Raw genomic sequence first — 21,984 nt, forward strand, 5'->3', positions numbered from 1 at the left:
AAATACGAATTAAGCATCAATAACCTCTTCTTGACTTGTTGTAGAAAGCTCATCAGGTATCTCCATTGGATTTAACTGGCTCTGTACATTCTCGTTTGCATTTTTTTTGTTCTCATCAGACGGTTCAGCCTTCTGTCCATGTTGCACAATAGATATACAGTCTTTTCCACCTATAGGGCAAGCCCCTTTGGAATCTTCCAAAAGTATCTTTCCTCCATTTTTTAAAATAATATCTTGGTAATAATTGGACCATTCGGATACCACTGCATTGCAAGGTTTGTTATTCAGCTTGGAACAAGATCCAAACATATTCTTTTCAAACGTGGCACCTAGATCTACCGTACTCGCGATACTCTTTTTTGTGGCATTTTTATCGTTTACAAATTCCTTGGAATTCTTCAATACTTTTAATTTATCAGGGCTGGTACCGAATTTACACATACATTCGGCACCCTGTACGACTACATGTTTTTCTGCCATAGTTAATCAAATAATTTCTTTAAAAAACTCCCTTGTCTTTCTTTTTCAGGTTCTGCAGCCTGAGATTGATTTGCTATAGTCCAATTATTTTTTGAAAAAAGAGCTGGATTGTCCAATTCAAAATATTTTATTCCTACAGCTATATCTTTATCATGCTCTCTAATGTTCCACTGCCCTTTGTAAGCCACTATATGATTGTGAAAAGGGTTCAATCTGATTAGTGCTTCATAATTACCTTTATATTTCTGAATTGTTAAACCTTCGTCTTCTTTTAGCTCGCCCTGGTGGATTAACTCAATTGCTCCTTGATCGGTTGTGTGTCCGACAATAGTCTGTTGGGTAAAAAATCCCGGATTTGCGAAACTTGCAGGCAACGGAAATTTCAAATAATCCCGCCGCGTTTTATCTTCGCCATAGTTTTTAAAAATCGGAAGAAAATAGCTTTGCATAAACCAGTCCCGATAGAGCACAGCAAAAGTAAAACGGTCGAGATCGAATAAGACAGCTTCAGTTTTGAAAATATATTTGTCAAAAAATTCACCTTCAAAATAACTCGATAGATTCTTTTTCGTCTCTGTCCAGCGTTTAACTATCGCTGGGTGATTTTCTATAGCTATCGCTTCCCCAAGAGCGTTCACCCTTAGCTGAAGTGGGTAAATCACCTTTCCGGTTTCGTGTGCCAATTTGTCCATCACCAAATCGGGTTCCTTCTCATTGATCCATATATCCTCAGAACGGTTGATCTCAACAACACGATCGCCCGTAGAATGGTCATCCAAACGCGTAATTACCGTTTCAAATTTAATTTCGTTTTTTTCATCTCCCTCCGAGAAATCTATTTGCACGCCATATTTTCGCCAACTATTGATCGGCCATTGTAGGTTCAGTTGCTGGAATTTGATTTGCTTCAATATTGGAATACTGTTCTGCTCATTATTAGCTTCCAGCAAAGGCGATTGGTAACCAACGCCCTGGGAATCATCATCAACCAACAAACTGAATCTCTTTGTCATATTTCGCCCTCCTTGTTTCCACGACCATGCACCCTTTTATTACTCGCCAATATCAAATTTCCTTCACGCGCTTCCGCATTGAGCTTATCAGCAAGCTTCTGTACCTTCCCAGTAACCTGTAAGTTATATTTTGCTTGCACATTTATTTTAATATTCGTTGCTTGTTTTAAAATTGCCATATTACCTCCTCTCCCGGATTTCAAAAAATGATATAACGTTTCTATTTTAACTCCACCCGTTGCCAGTTGTTATTTGGATCCATTCCGATACCTTCTCTACGCGCCGATCGATGGAAATAACCATAACGTAGCGCTTTTAGTTCATTCAAATTAGCACTTGTTAACTGTTTGCCACCGTACGGATAAGCTGCGCCGTTAAAGACATAAGCACTCAATTTGGACTTTGTGCTCTGCAGTACCGCATGTCCGCTGATCGAATATTTAGCCTCCATTTTGCCGCGGTCCAACGCGGCATTGTTGTCTTTACCAAACTGTCCCATAAAATGTAGCGGTATAAAGCTATATTCTTTGTGAACCATACGTTTCTCACCCCGCAATGCCCAGTACCAGCCATCGGTAATAGTCAATTCACCGGGCTTATACCAACCGTCGGCAATCAATCTATCGCGCAGTCGCTCCAATGTACCTCTTAACATGGCCGTCTCAATTTCCTGTTTGATTTCTGGCCCACTGAGGTAGCTTCCACCGATATCGGAGTGCACTCCTGGCAGATCCTTTTCAATTCCTTTCGGCGTACGCGTAAGCGAGAAGTTCTCCCGCATCTCATCGCGGGCCGTAAAATGCACCACATGTTGTGCCTTTCCAAGCGTATTGAGATTGAGTTCTGCGATATCGTTAGAAAAGCGCGGTATCGGAAGTTCAGAATAGGAAGCAACGGTATCAAAAATGCCGAGGAAATTAACAATCACATGAGCAGGGTTTAAATTAATCCCTTTAAGCTTCAAGGCATAGCCAAGGTGCCCTCCTGCAGGCATTTCCTCGCGGGCAGGCATATTATCACCGTCGTAATAAGCCGTTATTCCCTCGGCCTCTACCTTTCGGCCCTTATAGGCTGCCTTGCCGATCTCGTAGACAAAATTGCGGGCTGCCGCCGCACCGCGGCTAAAGCCGTACACATTAAAAATAATCTGCCGAAGCACTTTACCCGCATTTTCTTCGAACACTCTTTTGATAATATCAGCGGACTGTTCACATCCTTTACGCACCTTAAAACGGATACCCGTAAAACCCGAACCAAACGCATAGCCCATAGTCGAATCCTTTTGGCGGTCGGTGGTTCCTATTCCCTCAATGTAGAGCCGGTTGGCATTGGTACAATTCTCCCAAAGCCGCGCTACATTAGACCAGTCATTCTGGTAGCTGGACTCATCGTCTGACTTTCCATATTTGGCGAAGGAACTATGCCCCGTCCGGCGCGCATCGGTATTGTTCTTGTTATTTTTTGTGCCGTCAAAAAATATATCAATCGTCACGCTGTATTGCTTAGGCGTATTCCTTGGCGGTGGATTATATTCCTTAAATTCAACGTTTGCCATACGATCTAATTATCGACCCGGACCAAAGCCGGTTCGTAGCCCACAATTTTTATCTTTTTGGAAGATGAGCGCAAATAGGTATTCAGCACATTGGCCGAAGGATCTATTTCAAAGAGCAAGTCGATCTTTTCCGTCGGCTCAAATTCCTCAAATGCTTTTTTGACAATCTCATACTTAAATTTTACGTCAGCAACCCCATACTTTTTATCCCCATCTGCCCATTTTACATATACATGCTCCGGAATCGCTTTCGGCAGATTCGTATTGGCACTGTCTGTATTCAAAGGCATATCCCGCTCGCCGTTGAAGCACTGATAAAAAAAATAATCTTTAGGGCCTATTTTAATGCCGTCTACAGCAAATTTCCATGCATATTTTTTATTATATTCCATATACAGCTGTGGCTTTGGCCAACCCTGGCCTTCCAAAGTGGCATACAGTTCATCACCATATAATTTTTGAGGTTTATAGGCTGCGTCGCGATATTCCTTCCTGAAGAAGTGTTCGAAATCCTCATGTGCCGTTTCCTGTGTTATGGTGGTGTCATGTGCCTGAAACATGGCTAACAATACCTGCCGCTGCCCGTCCGCCCAAAGAGCCAGTCTCCCTTCTGGAGCAAGGCCAACAATCAAAGTTTTAAAATCATCTTTTTTTTGTGTGCGGACGTCTATCGCTCCTTCTTCCCAGATGGTGGTAAGCTGCTGTTTATCCAGCTTCCATTTTCCAGTATAGAATTTTTCCTCCTGAATAGCATACCAGGTCATCTGCAGTTCGTCCGGAAGCGCTACGGGCTCATCCGGCGATCCCATCCCCTTAGACTGTACGCTCCAGCCTTGCTGTATAATTCCATAGATCGGACCAAAACGATAGGTATAATCTTCACTAATCAAAGCCCCATCATATATTTCCACCGGGTATTCTTTGGGCGCGACAAGAGCCCCACTCCATATGTATTTTTTTTCACTCATTTTTGATTCCTGACAACTCGAAATCATACTCATCAGCATGGACAGGAGTAAAAAGATCTTATCTATGTCGTTCCTTTTACGCATGTGCTAAAAAAGTTTAGATTTCTCGACACTGTTTATCTCAATTGTTTTTCCGCTCTGCAAGGTCATGTTTTCCTTATTGCTAAAGATCGTCATTTCCGATGCCAGCTCGTTTGATGTTTCGGATTGTCGATTAAAATCTTTGCTGGCAATTTCTGTGCGATTGTCCGAATCTTCACTAATATCTCCGGTAGCGGTGAGCGAATAGTTATTGCCTGCAGTAGTTGCGATATCTTTAGACACAGATACGGTCTGATTGTTGCCAACAGCCGTACTTTGGTCATTACCTACCTGCACATCCATATTTTCAGTGACGTTAATCTGCATATTCTTACAGTTCAACGTCATATTTTCCAGTGCGGTGATCGTTACATTGCTACCCTGGCTATCGATATGAACAATATTTCCTTTAATATCCGTTATCTTAATACCCTGTGTAGACTGGCTATCGTCAAACTCGATCAGATGACCCGATCGCGTAGTGATGCTCTTAAGGTGGTTCTGAATCTGCGGTGTACTATCGGCCGTGCTCTGGTTGTATAAGCTCCCCATTACCACGGGCCGCGCTACGCTGCCCTCTTCAAAAGCCACGATGACGTGATCACCAATTTCGGGTATCGAAAGGAACCCCCTATTGACACCCCGGTCACCCGTACCTGCATTTGGGGTGATGATGCGCAACCATTCTGTTTCGTCATTATTGGCACACTGCCACTTGAAACGCACCCGTATCCTTCCCTGACCACTGGGGTCGTTGTTGTCCACGACATCTGCCATCTGCATATCTGGCTGTGGCCGTATATATTCGCGCACCGGTATACGTTCTGTACTCGCTAAAATGCCATTAAACCGATTGGTATAGCGGCCCACATCATCAAAGTGGTGTTCCACTTCGGTAATCAGGAATTTACCGAGGGTATCGGTTACAAAGCTCAGGTCCTGACGCAGGCTTGTCTCAATTTCTATCTGCGCACCAAGACGGATAGCCGGTGAATCACTGTCGCACGACACCTGGAGCAGCTGCCCTACATTGGCCTCTTCCTGATGTTGCACGATACGCTGCAGTTCACCTTGTGTATCCACACGGATGTCCAGGGGTTGACTAAACACTTTACTAAAGGTTTCGGAAGCCCGCTGCATGGCAAAAACCTGATCCGGATGACCATCCGATTTGACGTTGCTCGTACTTTCCAACAACTGGTCATGCTGCGGCAAATAGCTAAAGCGGCGGTGGTTTACAGGGCGGATTTGTATACCATAATCAAGCCGGCTCACCTCACGTCCATAGGTCACCTTTCCAGTGGGTAAGTCCGATGGTTTGCCAAAATGAAGGCGCTCACCATCGTAGTAAAACCATTCGAGGTACTCTGCAGATAGGCGGTTGAGAAATTCAAAATCGCTTTCACGGTATTGGATCAGGTAATCAATCGGTTCAGATCGGCTCGGGTTAACATGCATATGTAGATCGTTCTGTACGACATCCTGGGTTGCCAGCTTGACAATATCGCCGAGCGATTTCCCATAATAAGACCCCAGGTCTTTGCCACGATCGATCAATATGGTAGGACTGTAGCCTTTAATTTGCAACACCCCTTGGTAACCATGGTTTTGCGTCAAGGAGACTTCGGTAATGATGCCCGAAAAATTTTGCATGTTTCCCTGCGCATAGCCAAAAGAAATCGCCAGTGTACGCCCTACATAAGCGCGGCTATCCTGTAAATTAATCAATCCCGGAATACCGAGCTTACCGTGCTCTATTCGGAGTTCAAACTCGTGGTGGGCATTAAAACGCTGACGAATATTGAACGAAAGGAAATGCGACACTTCCTTTCCGTCAATATGCATCTCAATCAATAATTTTGGCTTATCAAAATACATAAATTAGCTGTTCATAGAGTTTACAAAAAAAGACGGTCTTTCTTGCGATAGACCGTCTTTCCAAATTTCATGGTCTATTGCAGCTTTTTAAGCTTTAGGCCAATCATTTTCCAGTGATGCATTTTGCATTTCCAGCACCCGCGATGACAGTACCAGGGATAGTGTCATGGGTTTATCGTTGGTGACCGAAATTCCTTCGTTGTATTGGATGATATAGGCGTCCTGAAATTTGAGTTCTTTCATAGTCGCATCTTCCTCACTCTTTTTAAACGTGATCTTGCCGTTTACAGTTTTATACTGATTGTTTACCATCGCTTCAATGACCGAGGTATCTTCGGTCGATTCGACCTCAACCGTAATTGTACCGCCATATACAGACGATGACGGACGTCCTTTAGAGTCCACATCACGGTGCAGGGAAAACCTGCACTGGATCACATCGTATTCTTTACTTCCTAATGTTAATCTTGTTTTAAATGACATAATCGTAATTTTTAATGGTTTAAAATTTAATTTTACTTACCTAAGCTTGCCTTATCAATACACCTACGGATGTTTGTAAGGGTTACGCTTTTGGCCAGTCTTGTTCGCTTGTCGCTTCACCAATGCTGATGGAGCGCGCAGAAATCACAAATTTGTAGGTCATTGCATGCGATCCTACTATGTTGATTCCTTCCTCGTAGCGAATAATGTAACCATCTTCAAATCTGATTTCTTTCATTTTGGCATCTTCGTCTGGTTTTTTGATCAGCAATGTACCTGCAATAGGCTTGTATTGGTTGTTGACCATAGCTTCGATGACGGAAGTATCTTCTGTAGATTCTACTTCGACATTGATTGTACCACCATAAACTGAAGATGAAGGACGTCCCTTTGAATCGACGTCGCGGGTGAAGGAGTAGTCAGCATTCAGCACGTCATATTCGTTGCCTGAAAACTGAAGTCTTGCTTTGAAAGCCATAACTTTTGGTTTTAAGTTTAAAATAAATGTTGCGGTCTCTCCATGACCGTATGTCTCTAATTTACATCAAACTAAATACCAATTGAAAAAGTTTCGAATTAATAAATTGTTAAATACCGCAAAACAATCCCGTCAACAGTGTTTTAAAAGCAAAAAAAACGTATAAATACTGAAATTATTTTTTACACACAAAACAAACAAAGTGTAACAAAAGCAATACACAGTAGATAATGTACTTTGAAAACTGACACCCAAATAGATCGCTAAAAAAAAACCGCCAAAAGTTGCTATCCTTCTGGCGGCTTCTACATTCCGTGCAGCGTGGTCTTAATGCATTGAAAAGTTCTGCGTACAGCCTAATAATTCGGTTGATTGGCTTATTCTATTTATCCTCCAATTCTTTGAGGTATTCGATCATGGCATCCAAGCTCTGCAGTAGCTTTTCACCTTCAAATCCCACTTTCCGAAAGCGGATGTTCCCCTTTTTGTCCAGGATCAATGTTGTCGGAATCGATGTGATATCCAGCTTGCTACTGAGCTTTTTATCCTGATTGTAATAAAATGTAAAGTCAAATTCGGGATTGGCCTTTGCCCATTTGTACGCATCGTCCCAGCTGTTTCCACTGCCCGAATTGAGGACAACGAACTTCACCTGCGGATCATCCGCATATTTTTTGTATACCTGATGCAAATAGGGAAATGAGGCGATGCAGGGCTTGCACCAGGTTGCCCAAAAATCAATGATGACAATCTTGCCCTTCAGTTCCGTTTTGAGCAACGGTTTCTTTTCCATATCGACAATGCTGATATCCTCTGGAAATGGCGTACTGCCGATGATTTTCTGAAACTCCTTGTAATATGCTTGTTTCCATTGCTTGTCAAGCTTGCTAAAATAAGCCTGCCGTTCGGCAGCATTGTCCGTTCCGTTTTTAATGATCGCTTTGTCGAGAAGCTGACGCGTCGCCGCATCAAAAGGAGCATAACGATAGGCTGCCTCCAATGCGGGTATTGCACTGTTTGGATCATTCCACTGCTGATACTGCATGGCCACTGCGCGGAGCAATGCCGCCGATTTGAGTGTAGGGATACTTTTAGTAAACCAGTCACGGGCCGCTTCGGGCTGGTTTAACTGCGCAAGGATAAGTCCCTGATTGGCCATAATTTCTGCTTTTACGGCAGCAATCTTATCCGCCCTGGCCGGATCATGGGCCACCAGATAGCCCGTTTCGGGGAAATAGCGTATTAAACTTACCGGATAGGCCGCAACACTGTCGAGTAGATACAAATTGAGTTTGGCGGCATCTTGGAGCATCAGCTTATGATCCAATAGCAGTTGTACGTACTGGTTGTAAGCGCGCCATTTGTAGGGATCTTGTTCCCATCGGGTGATCAGGGGCAGGTATTTCTTGGCTTGTACGCTGTCGGCATGCTGTACATAGTAGCTAAAAAGATACTCGTACGCGCTACCATAAGCCGCCTCGTTTTCGGCCGTCTTGCGGGAAAGAAGCTGCCCGATCTTGGCAACCACTGCCGTGGAATCCTGCTCGCGAAACAATTTATTGAGCCGATAGGCTATGCCGATCTTCTTGTTGGGAAACTCGTCGATCACCACCTGGCGGATCGAATCTACTTTTTGATTTTGGCCGAGTATCAGATAACCCATGGTCACCTTGTTGAGGTTCCCTTCAAAGAGCGGATTGCTTCTAAATTTTTGTTCCACCACTGCCAAGCCTTTTTTTAACAGCTGCGCCTGTTGGTCGGCACTAGCGTTTTTCATATGTAGCACAATCAGGCGGAGCTTTGCCTCATAATTGTCGGGATATAAGCTCAGCTCCTTATTGAGGTAATATTCCTGTGTAGCAAGAATATGATCCGACGTCTTATCTTGGACCGGTACGCTATACGATTTACCCAGGTAATTACCGGAAATCAACCGACCATCCTTGTAAATATAGATCTCATATTGACTGCTATCGCTTGGCCGCTGTACAAATTTCTTTTCTTTGTCGGCGATGGTAAAACAGGAAAAGTTGGCGTAGGGCGGCAGTTTAAAGCGTACCCGCCACTTACCGCTTTCCCTTTGCATCGGCAAACGGCTCGGAAATTCATAAAAATTGGAATAGTTGAAGTCCACGAAAAATGGTCCGGCATTCTTAATTGCTGCAGATTGACTGGGGTCAAAGCTTATCGTCACCGTATCTCCAGCTGCTGCTTGCTGCGGAAGAACCGTCACCTGTGCCTGCGCGACGATGGTTGCCTGCAGTAAAATAAGCCACAAAGCATGTTTATATAGTCTAATCATTCTGTTGGAGGTTAGCATTGGTGATTAGAATAGCACTGGCGATCGGTATTTTGGTATCGCTTTCAGTAAAGTCTGTTTTGACCTTCGAAAGTACAGGCAGGGCCCTGTTTGTTCGCACCAGGTCAAACCAACGGTGTCCCCATTCGCCGAGCAGTTCCAGCTGACGCTCTTTTTCAAGTGCCAGGGCGATGCCCGCTTTGTCCAGGGTTTGTGGCAATGCAGCAAGGCCTGCACGCTCGCGGATTTGATTGATATCCTGTAATGCCGCCGGCAACTTATTCTGGTTTAGCCGCGCTTCGGCACGGATCAGATACTGCTCGGCAAGGCGCAGCACGGTATTGTATTCGGTCACAGGTGCGCCTGTGCGCACCTTATACTTATACGGCATATAAAGCGTCTTATTATTGACCACATAAGGTTTTAACCACATCGCTTTACGTAAATCGTTCTCCTCATAGGCCGCTACCGTGGCATCATACACCTGATAGTAACTCCTTGCTGTAGCTACTGCCGGAACGATGCTGAAGCCTTCCCAGGTGTTGACCCCGGCAGTGGAAAGATTTACCGTCTGCAGTTGCCAGATCGCTTCTTTGCTCGTTTTCAAAAAAACCGTATTGAGGTCCCGCGACAGTTCATACCGATTATCAGCAATGACTTGGTCGGCCATCGCTTCGGCATTGGCCCAGTCGCCATGATACAGATAGACCCTGGCCAATAGCGCGTCAACTGCTTTTCTATTAGGGCGGGTACGCTCATTGCCCTGATAGGCATCCGCAATATCAACAGCAGCTTTCTGTAGATCATCCACCATGAAAGCATAGAGCTCTTCCCTGGAGGCCGGACCTTTTCGGTTGTTGGCTTCCAGATCCTTCGTATCGGTGATGAGGGGCACTTTATTGAAGAGGTTGCTCAGGTAAAAGTAATTGAACACGCGCGTAAAACGGGCCTCTGCCGATAACTGCGCTTTCACGGAGCTGCTGAGTGCCGACGCTTCGACACCTTCTATAATCTTATTGCTGTGATTGATATAGCTATAAGGTTGCGACCAAAGTCGGTCGAGATAAGACGTGGCCGGACTTAGTTTATTGTATTTGTATTCATCGTAGCTTGTAAAGGCTGAGTTATAATCGTCGGCCAGGCTGGACAGTGCAATGGTCATCAGTCCACTGGCAAACTGGTTATTGTAGTTGTTCATACTGGTATAGAGTCCGCCCACGGTTGCTGTGGCCGTCTTTTCGTCACTGAAAGCCGACGCTGCCGCCACTTCCGTCTTGGGTGGGTCCACGGCCAGAAATTTATTGCAGGAGATGTTAAGCAGTGGTGTCGCAAAAAGGCTGTAGATGAGATATTTGTTCATAGGATAAGTCTTTAGTTTTATGATCATTAAAAAGTGAGCTGAACCGCAAATGTATACGTGCGCATGGATGGCGTGGCGCTGTTCCGTACCGAACCAAAGGGATTGACATCCGAAACATAAGCGCGGTCAAAACCAGGCATCTCGGGATCCATACCTCTGAAGCTTGTCCAGGTAAAGAGGTTCTGTGCATTGAACTGTACCACAGCGCGGCTCATATTGATCTTCTTTGCCCATTTGGAGATATCGTAACTGAGCGATACATTTTTTAAGCGGATGAACGACGCATCGTCCCATACTGCCGATGAATAGCGGTAGTAATTTCGGTAAGCCAGATTGGCTTCGTTGGCGCTGTTGGCTGTGGCGCGTGGTACATCCGTCACATCTCCGGGCTGCTGCCAACGGTTTAACACATATTCATCCAGGTTGCCCAATCCGCCAATGGTTGTTGCCTGAGGCCCATAACCAATGGACGGCCCTTCCTGCTTGACAAATTGAAATAGAAATCCAAGGCTCACATCGCCATAAGTCAGATTATTGCCCATACCACCATAGTACCTTGGCAGCAGGGATCCCAGCGTCACATAATCGTTGAAATCCGTAATTTTCCCGTCACCATCCACATCCCGGAATTGGGCGACCCCGGTTTGCGGATCGACCCCTGTAAACTCAAATCCACGGACGATACGCGTAGACTCGCCAATGACGTATCGTCGTGCATCGCTGCTGCTCTCCAAGCCGGGATATTTTAGCAGGGTATTGGAAGGGAAAGTGATATTGAAATTGGTTTTCCAGCTGAACTTTTCCTTCTGGATATTCACGCTGCTCAGCTCTAACTCAAAGCCCTTATTTTCAATCAGTGCGGGTGTATTACCAAAATAAGAATTATAGCCGGTCTGCGGTGCGAGCACGATATTGATCAGCTGATTATCCGATCTATTGTTGTAATAATTGGCCGTAAGGAATATACGATCTCTGATGAAACCCAAGTCGAGACCCAGTTCTTTCTTTTTAATTTCTTCCCATCCAAAATTGGGATTAAACACCCGGGTTGGATAAAGCCCCGTGATGCCCTGGTAGGCGAAGCCCGTTCCCCAGGTATCGAGGTACTGGTAATCGCCGATCTGGTCATTGCCCGTCACTCCCCAGCTGGCACGTAACTTTCCGAAGCTCAAGATAGACTGATCCTGGAGAAATTCTTCGCTGCTGAACACCCAGGCTGCCCCGATCGACCCAAAATTACCGTACTTATTGTTGGGCCCAAAGCGGGAAGAGCCATCCCTTCGGTAGCTGAAATTCAACAGATATTTGTCGGCATAGGCATAATTGATCCGGCCAAATGCAGACTGGTAACGGTAATCGGCATACTGATTGTTGCGGTTCACAAGGATACCTGCAGCGCCGATATTGTTTAGCTGCGAATCACTCGGGTAACTGCTGCCATCGAAATATTTCCCTTCGCTGACCCTTTGCTGCCAGGTTCCCCCCAAAAGTAGTTTAAAATCATGTTTACCAAAGGTTTTGCTGTAGTTTAATTGCGGTTCAATGATATAGGACTGATAATCCGAATTCCCGTAAGAGGCCATTGAACCCGTGCTCGTCAATGGATTAAATCCCGCATTGGGCAGCAGGCGTGTCTGGTCCATGCTTTTGAGGTTGTAGCCCACATTGACTTTTGCGACCAGTTCGGGTAAGATCGCATATTCGGCAGAAAAGTTGGCCAAAAGGGATTTTGATTTCGAAACACTCGAGCGCTCCATATAGGCGGCGGGATTCTGTAAACTCTGTTGGAACCAATAATAGCCGCCCTTTTCATCATATAAAGGATAGTTGGGCGCCAGGTTATAAAACTGCGCAATATCGGTCGGTACGGTATTATTACGGTCCAGGTTAAGGTTGAAACTGCTGTTGAGCTTAAATCGCTGATCTTTGGACTGCGTAGACAAGTTCAACAGCGCACCACCGCGCTGATAATTCTTATTGCCCGGCAAGGGATCCCCCTGACGATTGAAATTGGCACTGGCCAGGTATTGGGTATTTTCGTTACCTCCGGAAAATGACAGCTGATAGGTCGAGAAAGGAGAAGATGCACCATAAAACTCCTTTTGCCAGTCGCTGTAGGCGGACTGATCCCAAGTGAGCAGATCCGGTGCATTATCTGCTGTCGCTTTCAAGTTATCGTTTTTAAAGCCTTCTTTCCGGATTTCCAAATATTGCTCGGTATTGAGCATCTTCAGGTTTCGAATGGCTTTACCGGAGCCCACATTGGCATTAAAGTCTATTTTAAGACCGCTCTTATTTCCCTTTTTCGTTGTGATCAGGATCACTCCATTACCACCGCGGGAGCCATAAATGGCTGTTGCATCTGCATCCTTCAGCACATCGATGCGTTCAATATCCCTTGGATTGATCAGGCTGAGCGGACTTTGGTTGCCATTGGCTGCGGTAAACTGGTTCATGCTTTCGTCCGAAAATGGGATTCCGTCGATAATGTAAAGCGGACTGCTGCCATTAGTCAAAGAGTTGACGCCACGCAGCTGCACCTGAAAGGAGCTGCCCGGCAAGCCCGAATTGGAGGCGATATTGAGTCCGGCAACGCGCCCCTGCAAGGCCGCCAAGGGGTCTAGTACCGGTTGTGTTTCGATCTCCCTGCTCGTGACGCTAGATACCGAACCCGTATTTTTGCGTATCGAAGACGTCCCGTAACCGATTACCACTACCTCATCCAGGTTACCGGGATCTACCTCGAGACTGATGTCGATGATACCCTTAGCCAGAACCGTGACTTCCTTGCTGCGGTAGCCCACATAACTCAAAAGTAGTATATCATCCTGCTGCAGGCCATTTAAACTAAAACCACCGTTAGCATCGGTCATCGTACTAGCTACCTTATTTTTAACGCGTACACTAACCCCTTCAAGCGCTGCACCGGATCCATTGCTGACCCGACCGGAAATGGTCATCTGGACCGCCTTTGCAGCCTCCTTCCCCTGGAGTACAATGGTATTTTTGACAATTTGGTAGCGTATGCCTTTAGCTGAGAACGCCTGCCTGAGGAGTTCAGGAATATTGGCGTTGTTTAAATTGACATCTACTGGTAGATCCGGATTGATCTCATTGGGATCATACACAAAGCGATAATCACTGCGTTGCTCGATGGATTTGACGAGCTGTTTAAATCGGACATGGTCAATTGACTTGTCTGCCTGCTGGGTCAAAGCATAGCCATTCACATGCATCAGCATCAATAGCAGGGTTTTTACGGACTTTTTCATAAGGTATTTAGATTGAAAATTCGTTTGTTACGATTTTAGTTAGGGAATAAGCAAGAGTTCGTTTTTCTCAATGGTATAATTGATACCGGCGAAGCGTAAAATCTTCAGCACTTCTTCAAAGGATTCTTTTTTGCTGATTTTTCCACTAAGGACTTTATTTTTATAGGCAGGCGACAGGCTATAGGTGAAATTGTACCAACGCGCCAGATCCGCTAAAATCTCAGGCAACGGTGTCTGGTCAAATTCAAAGTACCCGTCTTTCCAGTTGGCTATATCGGGCTGGCTGTTTTCCGCCAGCCGCTGGAAGGCTCCATTCAGCACATTCAGCTGGATCCGCTGTCCGGGCAGCAGAATCTCGTCCAGGCCAGCATTGCTGACCCGTATTTTCCCTTCGTCAAGCTGGGTCGTTAAAAGTGCGTTGTCCTTTGGATACAACTTCACGTTGAAAGCTGTCCCCAGTGCTTCGATACGGGTGTTCCCCACGTGCACAATAAAAGGTTTCGCTTTATTTTTGGCCACCTTAAAATAAGCCTCACCTTCCAGAAATACCGAACGTTTATGTTCATTATACCCCGGTTCAATTTTGAGCTTGCTGTCGGCATTTAACCACACCAGCGTACCATCCGGAAGTTCCATTTTAAATTCCTGTCCCCTTTTGGTTTGAAGCGCCACGTTGCTATCCTTATGCCGATCGAGCCACTCGGGGCTAAACGGCTTTTCCTTACTCAGGCTCACCACCTCATTTCCGATCAAAAGATCGGCCTGAAATTGACCAATACTAAAGGGCAATGGCTTCGGAGCTTGCTGCCGTGGGGAAAAGAAGTATATCGCCGCACCGGCCATCAAGAAAAACACCATACTGGCCGCAACCTTTAAATAGGCTTTTTTATGGCGTTTAGCCCGCCATTCGGGACCAAAAATATGCTGTTGGAAAAACTGGTCTTCGGCAGCCAGATCCAGTTCGGGAATGTCTTTTGCATTATTTTGCCGGCTGAGCTGATTGTACCAACTTTCGACAAGTGCATTTTCTTCAGTGCTGCACGTGCCCTGCTGGTACTTTTGCAGTAATTGTTTTGATATGCGTTGTTTCATAGGTGCTATCCTGTTTACCGTTTAGAAGACAGGATAGTGCGCGTTTAGTGGTAGAAAAAAATGAAAATAGTTCGTATTTTTTTTCTCAAAACCGTCAACGCATTGTAAATCTGCTTTTTGACTGTCTGCTCAGAGATCTCAAGTTCTGCGGCGATCTCCCGATAACTCCGCTGCTCGAATCGACTTTTTTTGAAGATCAAAGCCATTTTGCGGGGCAGCTTTTCAATCGCTTGATCAATTTGCTCCGCTAATTCTTTTTCCCGCAACAGATCGTCGGGCATCACTTCAAATGTTGGGGCTGCGTGCTCGAGGTAAGTCTCATATTTCCGACCCACATCCTGGCTGGCAATGCGGTTAATGACCAGGTTACGTGCAGAGCGATAAAGATAAGCCTGATACGAGTGCACGATTTCCAGATGCTCCATGCGATCCCAGAGATTGGTAAAAATTTCCTGCACAATATCACGGGCCTCGTCTTGGTCGTCCAACATGCGGAAAACATGCACATACAGCTTGCCCCAATTTTCCTCATAAAGTTGGGTAAACAATTGTCTGACATGCGTTACGTTCATTCTCGATGGTTTAGCTATAGTTGATAAGTCAAAATTAGGCTTTATTTTTAGCAAAGTCAATTGATGATGGATTTCTAATAAAACCTGTAAAATAATGCAATTTCAACATTGCTTTATTGGAGCGGTGACCGCTGCACCACCATTTAACCATACAATCGGTCATTAAATGGGTTAGCATCTCTTGTTAATAGGCAGAGATGTCCTAAATACGTTGTCTACGTATAAGTCCCCTATCGGTAAAATAGGCAAACGAATGGATCACCACATTCCTTCCCTTAGTAAGTGTCTTTGGACGGGCGCTGTTTTTACGATCATTAATTAATTGAATATTATGCTTGCAATGAATTACCGGGGGCCCTATCGCGTACGTGCCGATAAAAATGCCCCCATGCCAGAGATCCTCCATCCGCAGGATGCCATCGTACGGGTATTGCGCTCCTGTATCTGCGGGTCTGACTTGCATCTTTACCATGGTCTTGTACCAGACACCCGGGTGGGTTCTACCTTTGGACACGAGTTTATCGGTGAAGTGGTTGAGGTAGGCGCTGGAATAGAAAATTTACACGTTGGCGACCGGGTGATGGTGCCTTTCAATATTGCCTGTGGTAAATGTGCCTTCTGTCGGCAGGAGCTGTATGGTAACTGCCATGAATCCAATCCTGAAGCGACTGCGGTAGGCGGTATCTTTGGCTATTCCCATACTGCGGGTGGTTATGCCGGTGGGCAAGCCGAATATGTTCGGGTGCCCTACGCAGATGTTGGTCCGGTCGTCATTCCCGACTGGATGGATCCCGACGATGCGGTTTTGCTGACCGATGTTGTACCGACAGGTTATCAGGCGGCCGAAATGGCGGGAATTCAACCCGGAGATACGGTGGTGGTCTTTGGTGCCGGTCCAATTGGTATTATGGCTGCCAAGTGCTCCTGGCTGTTCGGGGCTGCCCGCGTGATTATAATCGACCATGTCGACTATCGGCTCGAATTTGCCGAACGCTACGCCCAGTGTGAGGCAGTCAATTTCCGCTCCATCGGCGATCCCGTCGTTTTTATCAAAACGGTCACCGATTCACTCGGCGCTGATGTGTGCATCGATGCGGTAGGCTGTGAGGCGGCAGGTAACACCATGAATAGTCTTTTGGGACGATACTTAATGTTACAGGGTGGATCGACCACGGCATTACATTGGGCGATTAATAGCGTAAAAAAAGGGGGTATTGTGTCTATTGTAGGCGTCTATGGCCCTACAAATAGTTTGGTGCCTATTGGTAATGTGTTAAATAAAGGAATCACCATACGGGCTAATCAAGCTTCGGTGAAGCGGCTGCTGCCCAAATTGATCCAACATGTAAAGGATGGCGTTATCAATCCCAAAGAGCTGATTACACATCGGGTTCCGCTCGAAGAAGTCGGTGATGCATATCACCTCTTCTCTTCCAAATTGGATCATTGTATCAAAACTGTGTTAATTCCACCATCGGCTTCGATTTAAGATATTTTACTATGATAACAGATCAAACTACACCCGAAGATTTTATCAACGATAGACAATCGGAATATGGGCATATCAAGGGCTGGGGAATCGATTTTGACCCCAAAAACGACCCCACCTATCCCATCAAAAAACGAAACAACCAAGAACATCAGGGCTATTCGTGGCAGCGCCCCCCATTGCAGGAAGAAACGGTTGAGATACTGCATTCTGTTGAACGCCCCAACCTAACAGCAGTTTACGGAACGGGCAATCCGCCCAAAGGACTGAGTGGCGCCATTCGACGGATTGCCTTTAAATATAGCGAATCCAGCTACGGCCGCTGGCTCCCGCTGGTACTGGCAGACCGTGTCGATATGCTGGAAGGTGTTGTTGAAGACATCGCGAAAGGCCATCTTCCCAATATCGCCAAAGAACTTGGACTAGGTGCCGAATGGAAGTATAATAAAAAAGCTTTCATAGGGAAAACTGTTGTCGCTGGGCTATTGATTGGATTAGTAGCTTTTCAGCTTTGTTCGAAAAGGGAAAAAAAGTAATATGATGCGCCGAATAAACCCCTCACCGTTTATTCGGCGTTTTTAAAGTTTAACGAATACACTTTTCACATCCATTTAGCTTTTTAATCAATAATTGTGCAATCTCCTAGCTACCCTACTGCTCGTACCGCCCTGAGATTTGTATTCGAACTGTCCGTTTTCGAACAAATACCGTTCGCGTCCGAACAAGCCCTCTATTCAAAACCAATATGAACACCTCATTTACAGCATTTTCTATTATTGGCAAATAAATTGGTTAGCATAAATGCACAACACGTTATTATGCTTTCAAATTATCTCAAAATTGCCTTTCGCCATCTTTCAAAGAATAGTGGTTTTACCGCAATAAATAGTATCGGACTAGCTTCAGGAATGACAGCTGCCCTGCTGATCATGCTATGGGTAAAGAGCGAATTTAGCTTTGACCGATTTTATACCGACAACGATCAGATCTATGCTGTCGGGATGAACGATGTGTGGGAAGATGAAGCCGTGGAGCATTTTTATACCCCTAAACCGATGGCTCGGGCTTTAAAAACTGACTTTCCAGCAATACATACCATTACACGCGTGGATAAGGGGACCGGATTTTTATTAACCTGTCAGGATATAAAGCTTGCAAAAGAACCCGGTGTCTTCGTAGATAGTACCTTCCTAAACATATTTGATTATAAAGTGATTGCGGGCAATCCACAGGAGGCATTAAAAAACCCCAATCAGATTGTCTTGACAAAATCTTTGGCGGAACGATTATTTGGGCATTCAAACCCTATCAATCAGACGATCCGATTGGACAGCACGCAAGTGTCAACGGTGTCTGCAATTATCGAAGACATTCCAGATCATTCGTTTATGAAAGGAAGCACCTATCTGGTGCCTTGGACATTAATGGAAAAAATAGGTTATTCGGATGATTATTGGGGAAATAATTCTATACAGACGTACATCAAGTTACATCAAAACGTCAATATCGATCAATTCCAAAAAACTATACAATATTATTTAAGAAAGCACACAGACACCAAAGTTGCCAATTTTATTCAACCCATTGGCGACCAGTGGCTGTATAGCAAATTTACAGCGCAAGGAAAGCCGACTTCACCACGCATTATCATGGTCCGCTCTTTCATTGCTATTGCCTTTTTGATCCTTCTTATTGCCAGCATTAATTTCATGAATCTGAGCACGGCGCAGAGCGAAAAAAGGGCGAAGGAAGTAGGTGTCCGAAAAGTTGTGGGTGCAAGTAAGAAACTGCTGATCGGACAGTTCCTTACAGAATCAATGGTGATTTCCTTTATTTCGGGCCTATTATCGCTATTGATTACGCTAATCACACTTCCCTATTTTAATGAATTGGTTTCGAGAGAACTCGTTATTCCTTTTGACGATCTTCTTTTCTGGGCCGCTTTTGCAGGTTTTATTTTCGTTTCCGGAATTCTTTCAGGAAGCTATCCCGCATTTTATTTGTCTTCCTTCCTCCCAACAAAAGTACTCAAAGGTAAATACCTCCATATTCAACAGACATTCAACCCGCGCAAAATCCTTGTTGTTTCCCAATTCTGTATTGCAATCATACTGATCGTCACAACGTTATCAATTCAGCGCCAAATAAAATATGCTCAAAATAGAGCAATCGGCTATAACAAGGAAAGCCTGGTCAGTATTATCGATCAAGGAGACATCCGCAAAAATAGCTTACTGATAAAAAATGAATTGCTGTCATCCGGTATTGCCAAGCAGGTTTCAAGGACATCCGCACCACTGACGAAAACGATGAGTTTCAACTACATGGAATGGGATGGTAAGCCCAAAGACGACAACACTATTTTTGCCCGAATGGGAGCCGATGAAAATTTGGTCAAGACCGCCGAGCTCGAACTCGTTGCAGGGAGGGATTTTGACCTAACTCAATTTCCAACCGACTCTGGGGCAATGATTATTAACGAATCGGCGGCTAAAGTATTTAATTTCGACGATCCGATCGGCAAAACGGTTGTTGATGGCAGAAAATGGCATATTGTAGGCGTCGTGAAAGATTTTATTCAAGAATCGCCTTTCAGCGCCATTTCTCCACTCGTCATTCAGGGCGCTTTCTCAGGCACTCAGGTCACCAACATACGCCTAAACGATCATGTAAGCACTTCCGAGGCACTTACGGCTATGGAGAAGATCTTTAAAGCTTATAATCCCGACTATCCCTTTGAATACTCTTTTGTAGACCGCAATTATGCAGAAAAATTCAAAGACTTTCAACAGTTGGGCACACTTTCCAGCCTTTTCGCACTGTTGACCATTTTTATTTCCTGTCTCGGTTTATATGGGCTGACAGCTTACATGGCAGAGAACAGAACGAAAGAGATCGGCATCCATAAAGTACTGGGGGCTTCAATTTTTAAGATCATGCGGATGCTGTCGCAGGATTTTGTACTGCTGGTTGTTCTGTCCTGCTTGGTAGCCTTTCCGATCGCCTATTATATTGCCGATCACCTCCTCAGCGAATACACGTATCGCATTGCTATCACCTGGGACATATTTGTTACTGCAGGAATGGGCGCGCTGCTAATAGCATTGCTCACCATCAGTTATCACGCGATCAAAGCAGCCCTCATCAATCCGGTTGTCAGTTTGAGAGACGAGTAAAATCATTTATATTTGTGTGACGAACAATTATTAATATTTCTGCTAAAACAATGAAAAGAAGCGTGCTATTTTTATGGATACTCTTAAGTTTGCCGATTTTGAACTTTGCTCAAAACTGCAATTGTGAATCCAATTTTTTGTGGGTAAAAAAAACGTTTGAAGAGAATGATGCTGGCTTTCAATACATCATTAGCAAAAAGGGACTGGATGCCTATGCTATACACAATGCCCTGTATCTTGAAAAAGTTAAAAAATTGTCCAACAATCAGGAATGTGCCCGACTGCTCAATCAGTGGGTCCGTTTCTTTCGTAATGGACATATTGGCGTAAATTATGTTGGAAAAACAACGGAAGTTAATAATCAGGCTAAAAAACAAAGCGAGCAGCCTATTGAAAAGGTCCAAAATCCATTGAACGCCAAAAAGCCATTTTTCGAAAAAATCAATGAAAGCACTGCTTACATTCGGGTTCCAGATTTTGAAATAACCGAAAAGGATGCGATCGACAGCGTGATATTAGCCAACCGGAAGATCATCTTATCGACAGAAAATTTTATTATTGACGTTAGAAATAATCCAGGGGGAAGCGATGCGAGCTATAGCAGCTTGATTCCGTTGCTGTACACGCAACCAATAAGAACAGTAGGTGCCTTGTTTTATTCGACCGACTTAAACAATCAACGTATGCTGGAGCTGAGCCAAAACCCAGATTTTGATGAAGAATCGAAGCAGACATTCAAAAAATACTACGAGAAGTTGGCGGCACATAAAGGCGAGTATATTGATTTGTTCGATAAAAAAGTTAACATCACCAAGCAGGATACGGCCTACCCTTATCCCAAAAACATCGGGATCCTCATCAATGAAAATAACGGGAGCACAACGGAGCAGTTTTTATTGTCCGCCATGCAAAGTAAAAAGGTAAAATTGTATGGTCGAACAACCAAAGGAATGCTCGATATCTCTAATGTCAATATTGTGACATCACCCTGTGGGGATATTGAACTGTACTATGGCTTATCTAAAAGTTTCCGTATTCCAGAATTCCCTGTAGACGACATTGGATTACAGCCCGACGTATTTATTGATAAGACCATCGATGCCAACGAATGGATAAATTTTGTGAGCGATCATCTTAATGGCAAATTTTAAACGGATGAGCAATTTAAAAAAATAATGTGTATTCGACATGTTTAAGTTACGCACAGAAAACGAAATTTTTGATAGCTTGGAACGGAAAGAAAGGTCGCTTATGCGACTGGATAAGTTAGCAATTTCAGATGCCATCTATCTTGACTTTTTAGCTCACTATGAAGGAATCGGGCTCACAGCTGATCTTGAAATTTTTGGTTACGAAGAAGCCCTAAAAGAAAATCGTTATTTATCAGAAATCAATTCAGATATTGCCGCAGCGCTGTGGAAAATCGGGAGAACAGGACAGGGAGACGAATGGTTTATCCATAAGGAAGAAGGAAATATTCTATTTTACAATCATGATGGCGGTGAATATTCGAGCACTATATATTTTCAAGATCTGAAAATATCTTTTTTCAACTTCCTTCAAATGGCTCTTTTGTATCGCGATCTCGAAGAGCTCCTAAACCAAAACGATGATGAAATCGAGGAAAGTGCTCAGACGGATTTTGAAGAGCGAATCAATTCCATTCAACCCGGTCTTTATACGCTATACCCATTTCAGTATTTTTAAAGCCTTTTAAGCAAGCCCTGTGTAACCCTAGCAGGTCGTATGAAACACTGTACCTGCGATGGTTACAGGGCCCTAAACTTC

General features: G+C 44.6%; 18 protein-coding genes. 5 read left to right on the top strand and 13 right to left on the bottom strand.

The window, feature by feature from the left end; all coding sequences use genetic code 11:
- Positions 1-9: 9 nt before the first annotated feature.
- The 13 genes from B3139_RS05170 to B3139_RS05230 all read right to left on the bottom strand — a co-directional run bounded on the left by B3139_RS05170 (position 10) and on the right by B3139_RS05230 (position 15,531).
- The gene (locus tag B3139_RS05170) at positions 10-480 is read right to left on the bottom strand and encodes a DUF4280 domain-containing protein (RefSeq protein ID WP_293880466.1); all 471 of its coding nucleotides are present in this window, start codon (positions 478-480) and stop codon (positions 10-12) included.
- A gap of 2 nt (positions 481-482) precedes the next feature.
- Positions 483-1,493, bottom strand: coding sequence for a hypothetical protein (locus B3139_RS05175; RefSeq protein ID WP_293880468.1), 1,011 nt, complete (start codon positions 1,491-1,493; stop codon positions 483-485).
- Entirely contained in the window at positions 1,490-1,672 is a 183-nt protein-coding gene (locus B3139_RS05180; protein WP_293880470.1) for a hypothetical protein, read from the bottom strand. Before B3139_RS05180 ends, B3139_RS05175 begins: the two co-directional genes overlap by 4 nt.
- 41 nt (positions 1,673-1,713) lie before the next feature.
- Complete coding sequence (locus B3139_RS05185) at positions 1,714-3,048, bottom strand: T6SS phospholipase effector Tle1-like catalytic domain-containing protein (RefSeq protein WP_293880472.1); 1,335 nt, start codon at positions 3,046-3,048, stop codon at positions 1,714-1,716.
- Positions 3,049-3,053: 5 nt separating this feature from the next.
- Positions 3,054-4,100, bottom strand: coding sequence for a DUF2931 family protein (locus tag B3139_RS05190; RefSeq protein ID WP_293880474.1), 1,047 nt, complete (start codon positions 4,098-4,100; stop codon positions 3,054-3,056).
- A 3-nt stretch (positions 4,101-4,103) separates the two neighbouring features.
- Positions 4,104-5,975 carry a type VI secretion system Vgr family protein gene (locus B3139_RS05195; RefSeq protein WP_293880476.1) on the bottom strand — a complete coding sequence of 624 codons (1,872 nt, stop codon included), beginning with the start codon at positions 5,973-5,975 and terminating at the stop codon, positions 4,104-4,106.
- Between the two features lie 87 nt (positions 5,976-6,062).
- Positions 6,063-6,458, bottom strand: a complete 396-nt coding sequence (gene tssD, locus B3139_RS05200; protein WP_209579760.1) for a type VI secretion system tube protein TssD — start codon at positions 6,456-6,458, stop codon at positions 6,063-6,065.
- An 82-nt stretch (positions 6,459-6,540) separates the two neighbouring features.
- On the bottom strand, positions 6,541-6,936 hold the full coding sequence (tssD, locus tag B3139_RS05205; protein WP_120257239.1) for a type VI secretion system tube protein TssD: 396 nt from the start codon (positions 6,934-6,936) through the stop codon (positions 6,541-6,543).
- A 382-nt stretch (positions 6,937-7,318) separates the two neighbouring features.
- Positions 7,319-9,238 (bottom strand): TlpA disulfide reductase family protein, encoded by a 1,920-nt coding sequence (locus tag B3139_RS05210; protein WP_293880483.1) that lies wholly within the window; start codon positions 9,236-9,238, stop codon positions 7,319-7,321.
- Positions 9,231-10,595, bottom strand: a complete 1,365-nt coding sequence (locus B3139_RS05215) for a RagB/SusD family nutrient uptake outer membrane protein (RefSeq protein WP_293880485.1) — start codon at positions 10,593-10,595, stop codon at positions 9,231-9,233. Before B3139_RS05215 ends, B3139_RS05210 begins: the two co-directional genes overlap by 8 nt.
- Positions 10,596-10,621: 26 nt before the next feature.
- Positions 10,622-13,867 carry a TonB-dependent receptor gene (locus B3139_RS05220; RefSeq protein WP_293880487.1) on the bottom strand — a complete coding sequence of 1,082 codons (3,246 nt, stop codon included), beginning with the start codon at positions 13,865-13,867 and terminating at the stop codon, positions 10,622-10,624.
- A 39-nt stretch (positions 13,868-13,906) separates the two neighbouring features.
- Positions 13,907-14,959, bottom strand: a complete 1,053-nt coding sequence (locus tag B3139_RS05225; RefSeq protein WP_293880489.1) for a FecR family protein — start codon at positions 14,957-14,959, stop codon at positions 13,907-13,909.
- A 44-nt stretch (positions 14,960-15,003) separates the two neighbouring features.
- Complete coding sequence (locus B3139_RS05230) at positions 15,004-15,531, bottom strand: RNA polymerase sigma-70 factor (RefSeq protein ID WP_293880491.1); 528 nt, start codon at positions 15,529-15,531, stop codon at positions 15,004-15,006.
- Between the two features lie 331 nt (positions 15,532-15,862).
- Here B3139_RS05230 and B3139_RS05235 point away from each other — a divergent pair, with 331 nt between their 5' ends.
- From B3139_RS05235 to B3139_RS05255, 5 genes are all read left to right on the top strand, one after another.
- Entirely contained in the window at positions 15,863-17,020 is a 1,158-nt protein-coding gene (locus B3139_RS05235; RefSeq protein WP_293880493.1) for a zinc-dependent alcohol dehydrogenase, read from the top strand.
- An 11-nt stretch (positions 17,021-17,031) separates the two neighbouring features.
- The gene (locus B3139_RS05240) at positions 17,032-17,556 is read left to right on the top strand and encodes a hypothetical protein (RefSeq protein ID WP_293880495.1); all 525 of its coding nucleotides are present in this window, start codon (positions 17,032-17,034) and stop codon (positions 17,554-17,556) included.
- 282 nt (positions 17,557-17,838) lie between these two features.
- Positions 17,839-20,196, top strand: a complete 2,358-nt coding sequence (locus tag B3139_RS05245) for an ABC transporter permease (RefSeq protein ID WP_293880497.1) — start codon at positions 17,839-17,841, stop codon at positions 20,194-20,196.
- A gap of 50 nt (positions 20,197-20,246) precedes the next feature.
- Positions 20,247-21,347: a S41 family peptidase gene (locus tag B3139_RS05250; protein ID WP_293880499.1), complete on the top strand. Its 1,101-nt coding sequence runs from the start codon at positions 20,247-20,249 to the stop codon at positions 21,345-21,347.
- Between the two features lie 37 nt (positions 21,348-21,384).
- The gene (locus tag B3139_RS05255; RefSeq protein WP_293880501.1) at positions 21,385-21,903 is read left to right on the top strand and encodes a hypothetical protein; all 519 of its coding nucleotides are present in this window, start codon (positions 21,385-21,387) and stop codon (positions 21,901-21,903) included.
- The last annotated feature ends 81 nt before the right edge of the window (positions 21,904-21,984 follow it).

Source organism: Sphingobacterium sp. UBA1498, assembly GCF_002325125.1.
Classification (GTDB): Bacteria; Bacteroidota; Bacteroidia; order Sphingobacteriales; family Sphingobacteriaceae; genus Sphingobacterium.

Bases quoted from the DNA above. Each gene is read 5' to 3' on its own strand.
- B3139_RS05170 (WP_293880466.1), bottom strand. From the start codon at position 480: ATGGCAGAAAAACATGTAGTCGTACAGGGTGCCGAATGTATGTGTAAA.
- B3139_RS05175 (WP_293880468.1), bottom strand. From the start codon at position 1,493: ATGACAAAGAGATTCAGTTTGTTGGTTGATGATGATTCCCAGGGCGTT.
- B3139_RS05180 (WP_293880470.1), bottom strand. From the start codon at position 1,672: ATGGCAATTTTAAAACAAGCAACGAATATTAAAATAAATGTGCAAGCA.
- B3139_RS05185 (WP_293880472.1), bottom strand. From the start codon at position 3,048: ATGGCAAACGTTGAATTTAAGGAATATAATCCACCGCCAAGGAATACG.
- B3139_RS05190 (WP_293880474.1), bottom strand. From the start codon at position 4,100: ATGCGTAAAAGGAACGACATAGATAAGATCTTTTTACTCCTGTCCATG.
- B3139_RS05195 (WP_293880476.1), bottom strand. From the start codon at position 5,975: ATGTATTTTGATAAGCCAAAATTATTGATTGAGATGCATATTGACGGA.
- tssD (WP_209579760.1), bottom strand. From the start codon at position 6,458: ATGTCATTTAAAACAAGATTAACATTAGGAAGTAAAGAATACGATGTG.
- tssD (WP_120257239.1), bottom strand. From the start codon at position 6,936: ATGGCTTTCAAAGCAAGACTTCAGTTTTCAGGCAACGAATATGACGTG.
- B3139_RS05210 (WP_293880483.1), bottom strand. From the start codon at position 9,238: ATGATTAGACTATATAAACATGCTTTGTGGCTTATTTTACTGCAGGCA.
- B3139_RS05215 (WP_293880485.1), bottom strand. From the start codon at position 10,595: ATGAACAAATATCTCATCTACAGCCTTTTTGCGACACCACTGCTTAAC.
- B3139_RS05220 (WP_293880487.1), bottom strand. From the start codon at position 13,867: ATGAAAAAGTCCGTAAAAACCCTGCTATTGATGCTGATGCATGTGAAT.
- B3139_RS05225 (WP_293880489.1), bottom strand. From the start codon at position 14,959: ATGAAACAACGCATATCAAAACAATTACTGCAAAAGTACCAGCAGGGC.
- B3139_RS05230 (WP_293880491.1), bottom strand. From the start codon at position 15,531: ATGAACGTAACGCATGTCAGACAATTGTTTACCCAACTTTATGAGGAA.
- B3139_RS05235 (WP_293880493.1), top strand. From the start codon at position 15,863: ATGCTTGCAATGAATTACCGGGGGCCCTATCGCGTACGTGCCGATAAA.
- B3139_RS05240 (WP_293880495.1), top strand. From the start codon at position 17,032: ATGATAACAGATCAAACTACACCCGAAGATTTTATCAACGATAGACAA.
- B3139_RS05245 (WP_293880497.1), top strand. From the start codon at position 17,839: ATGCTTTCAAATTATCTCAAAATTGCCTTTCGCCATCTTTCAAAGAAT.
- B3139_RS05250 (WP_293880499.1), top strand. From the start codon at position 20,247: ATGAAAAGAAGCGTGCTATTTTTATGGATACTCTTAAGTTTGCCGATT.
- B3139_RS05255 (WP_293880501.1), top strand. From the start codon at position 21,385: ATGTTTAAGTTACGCACAGAAAACGAAATTTTTGATAGCTTGGAACGG.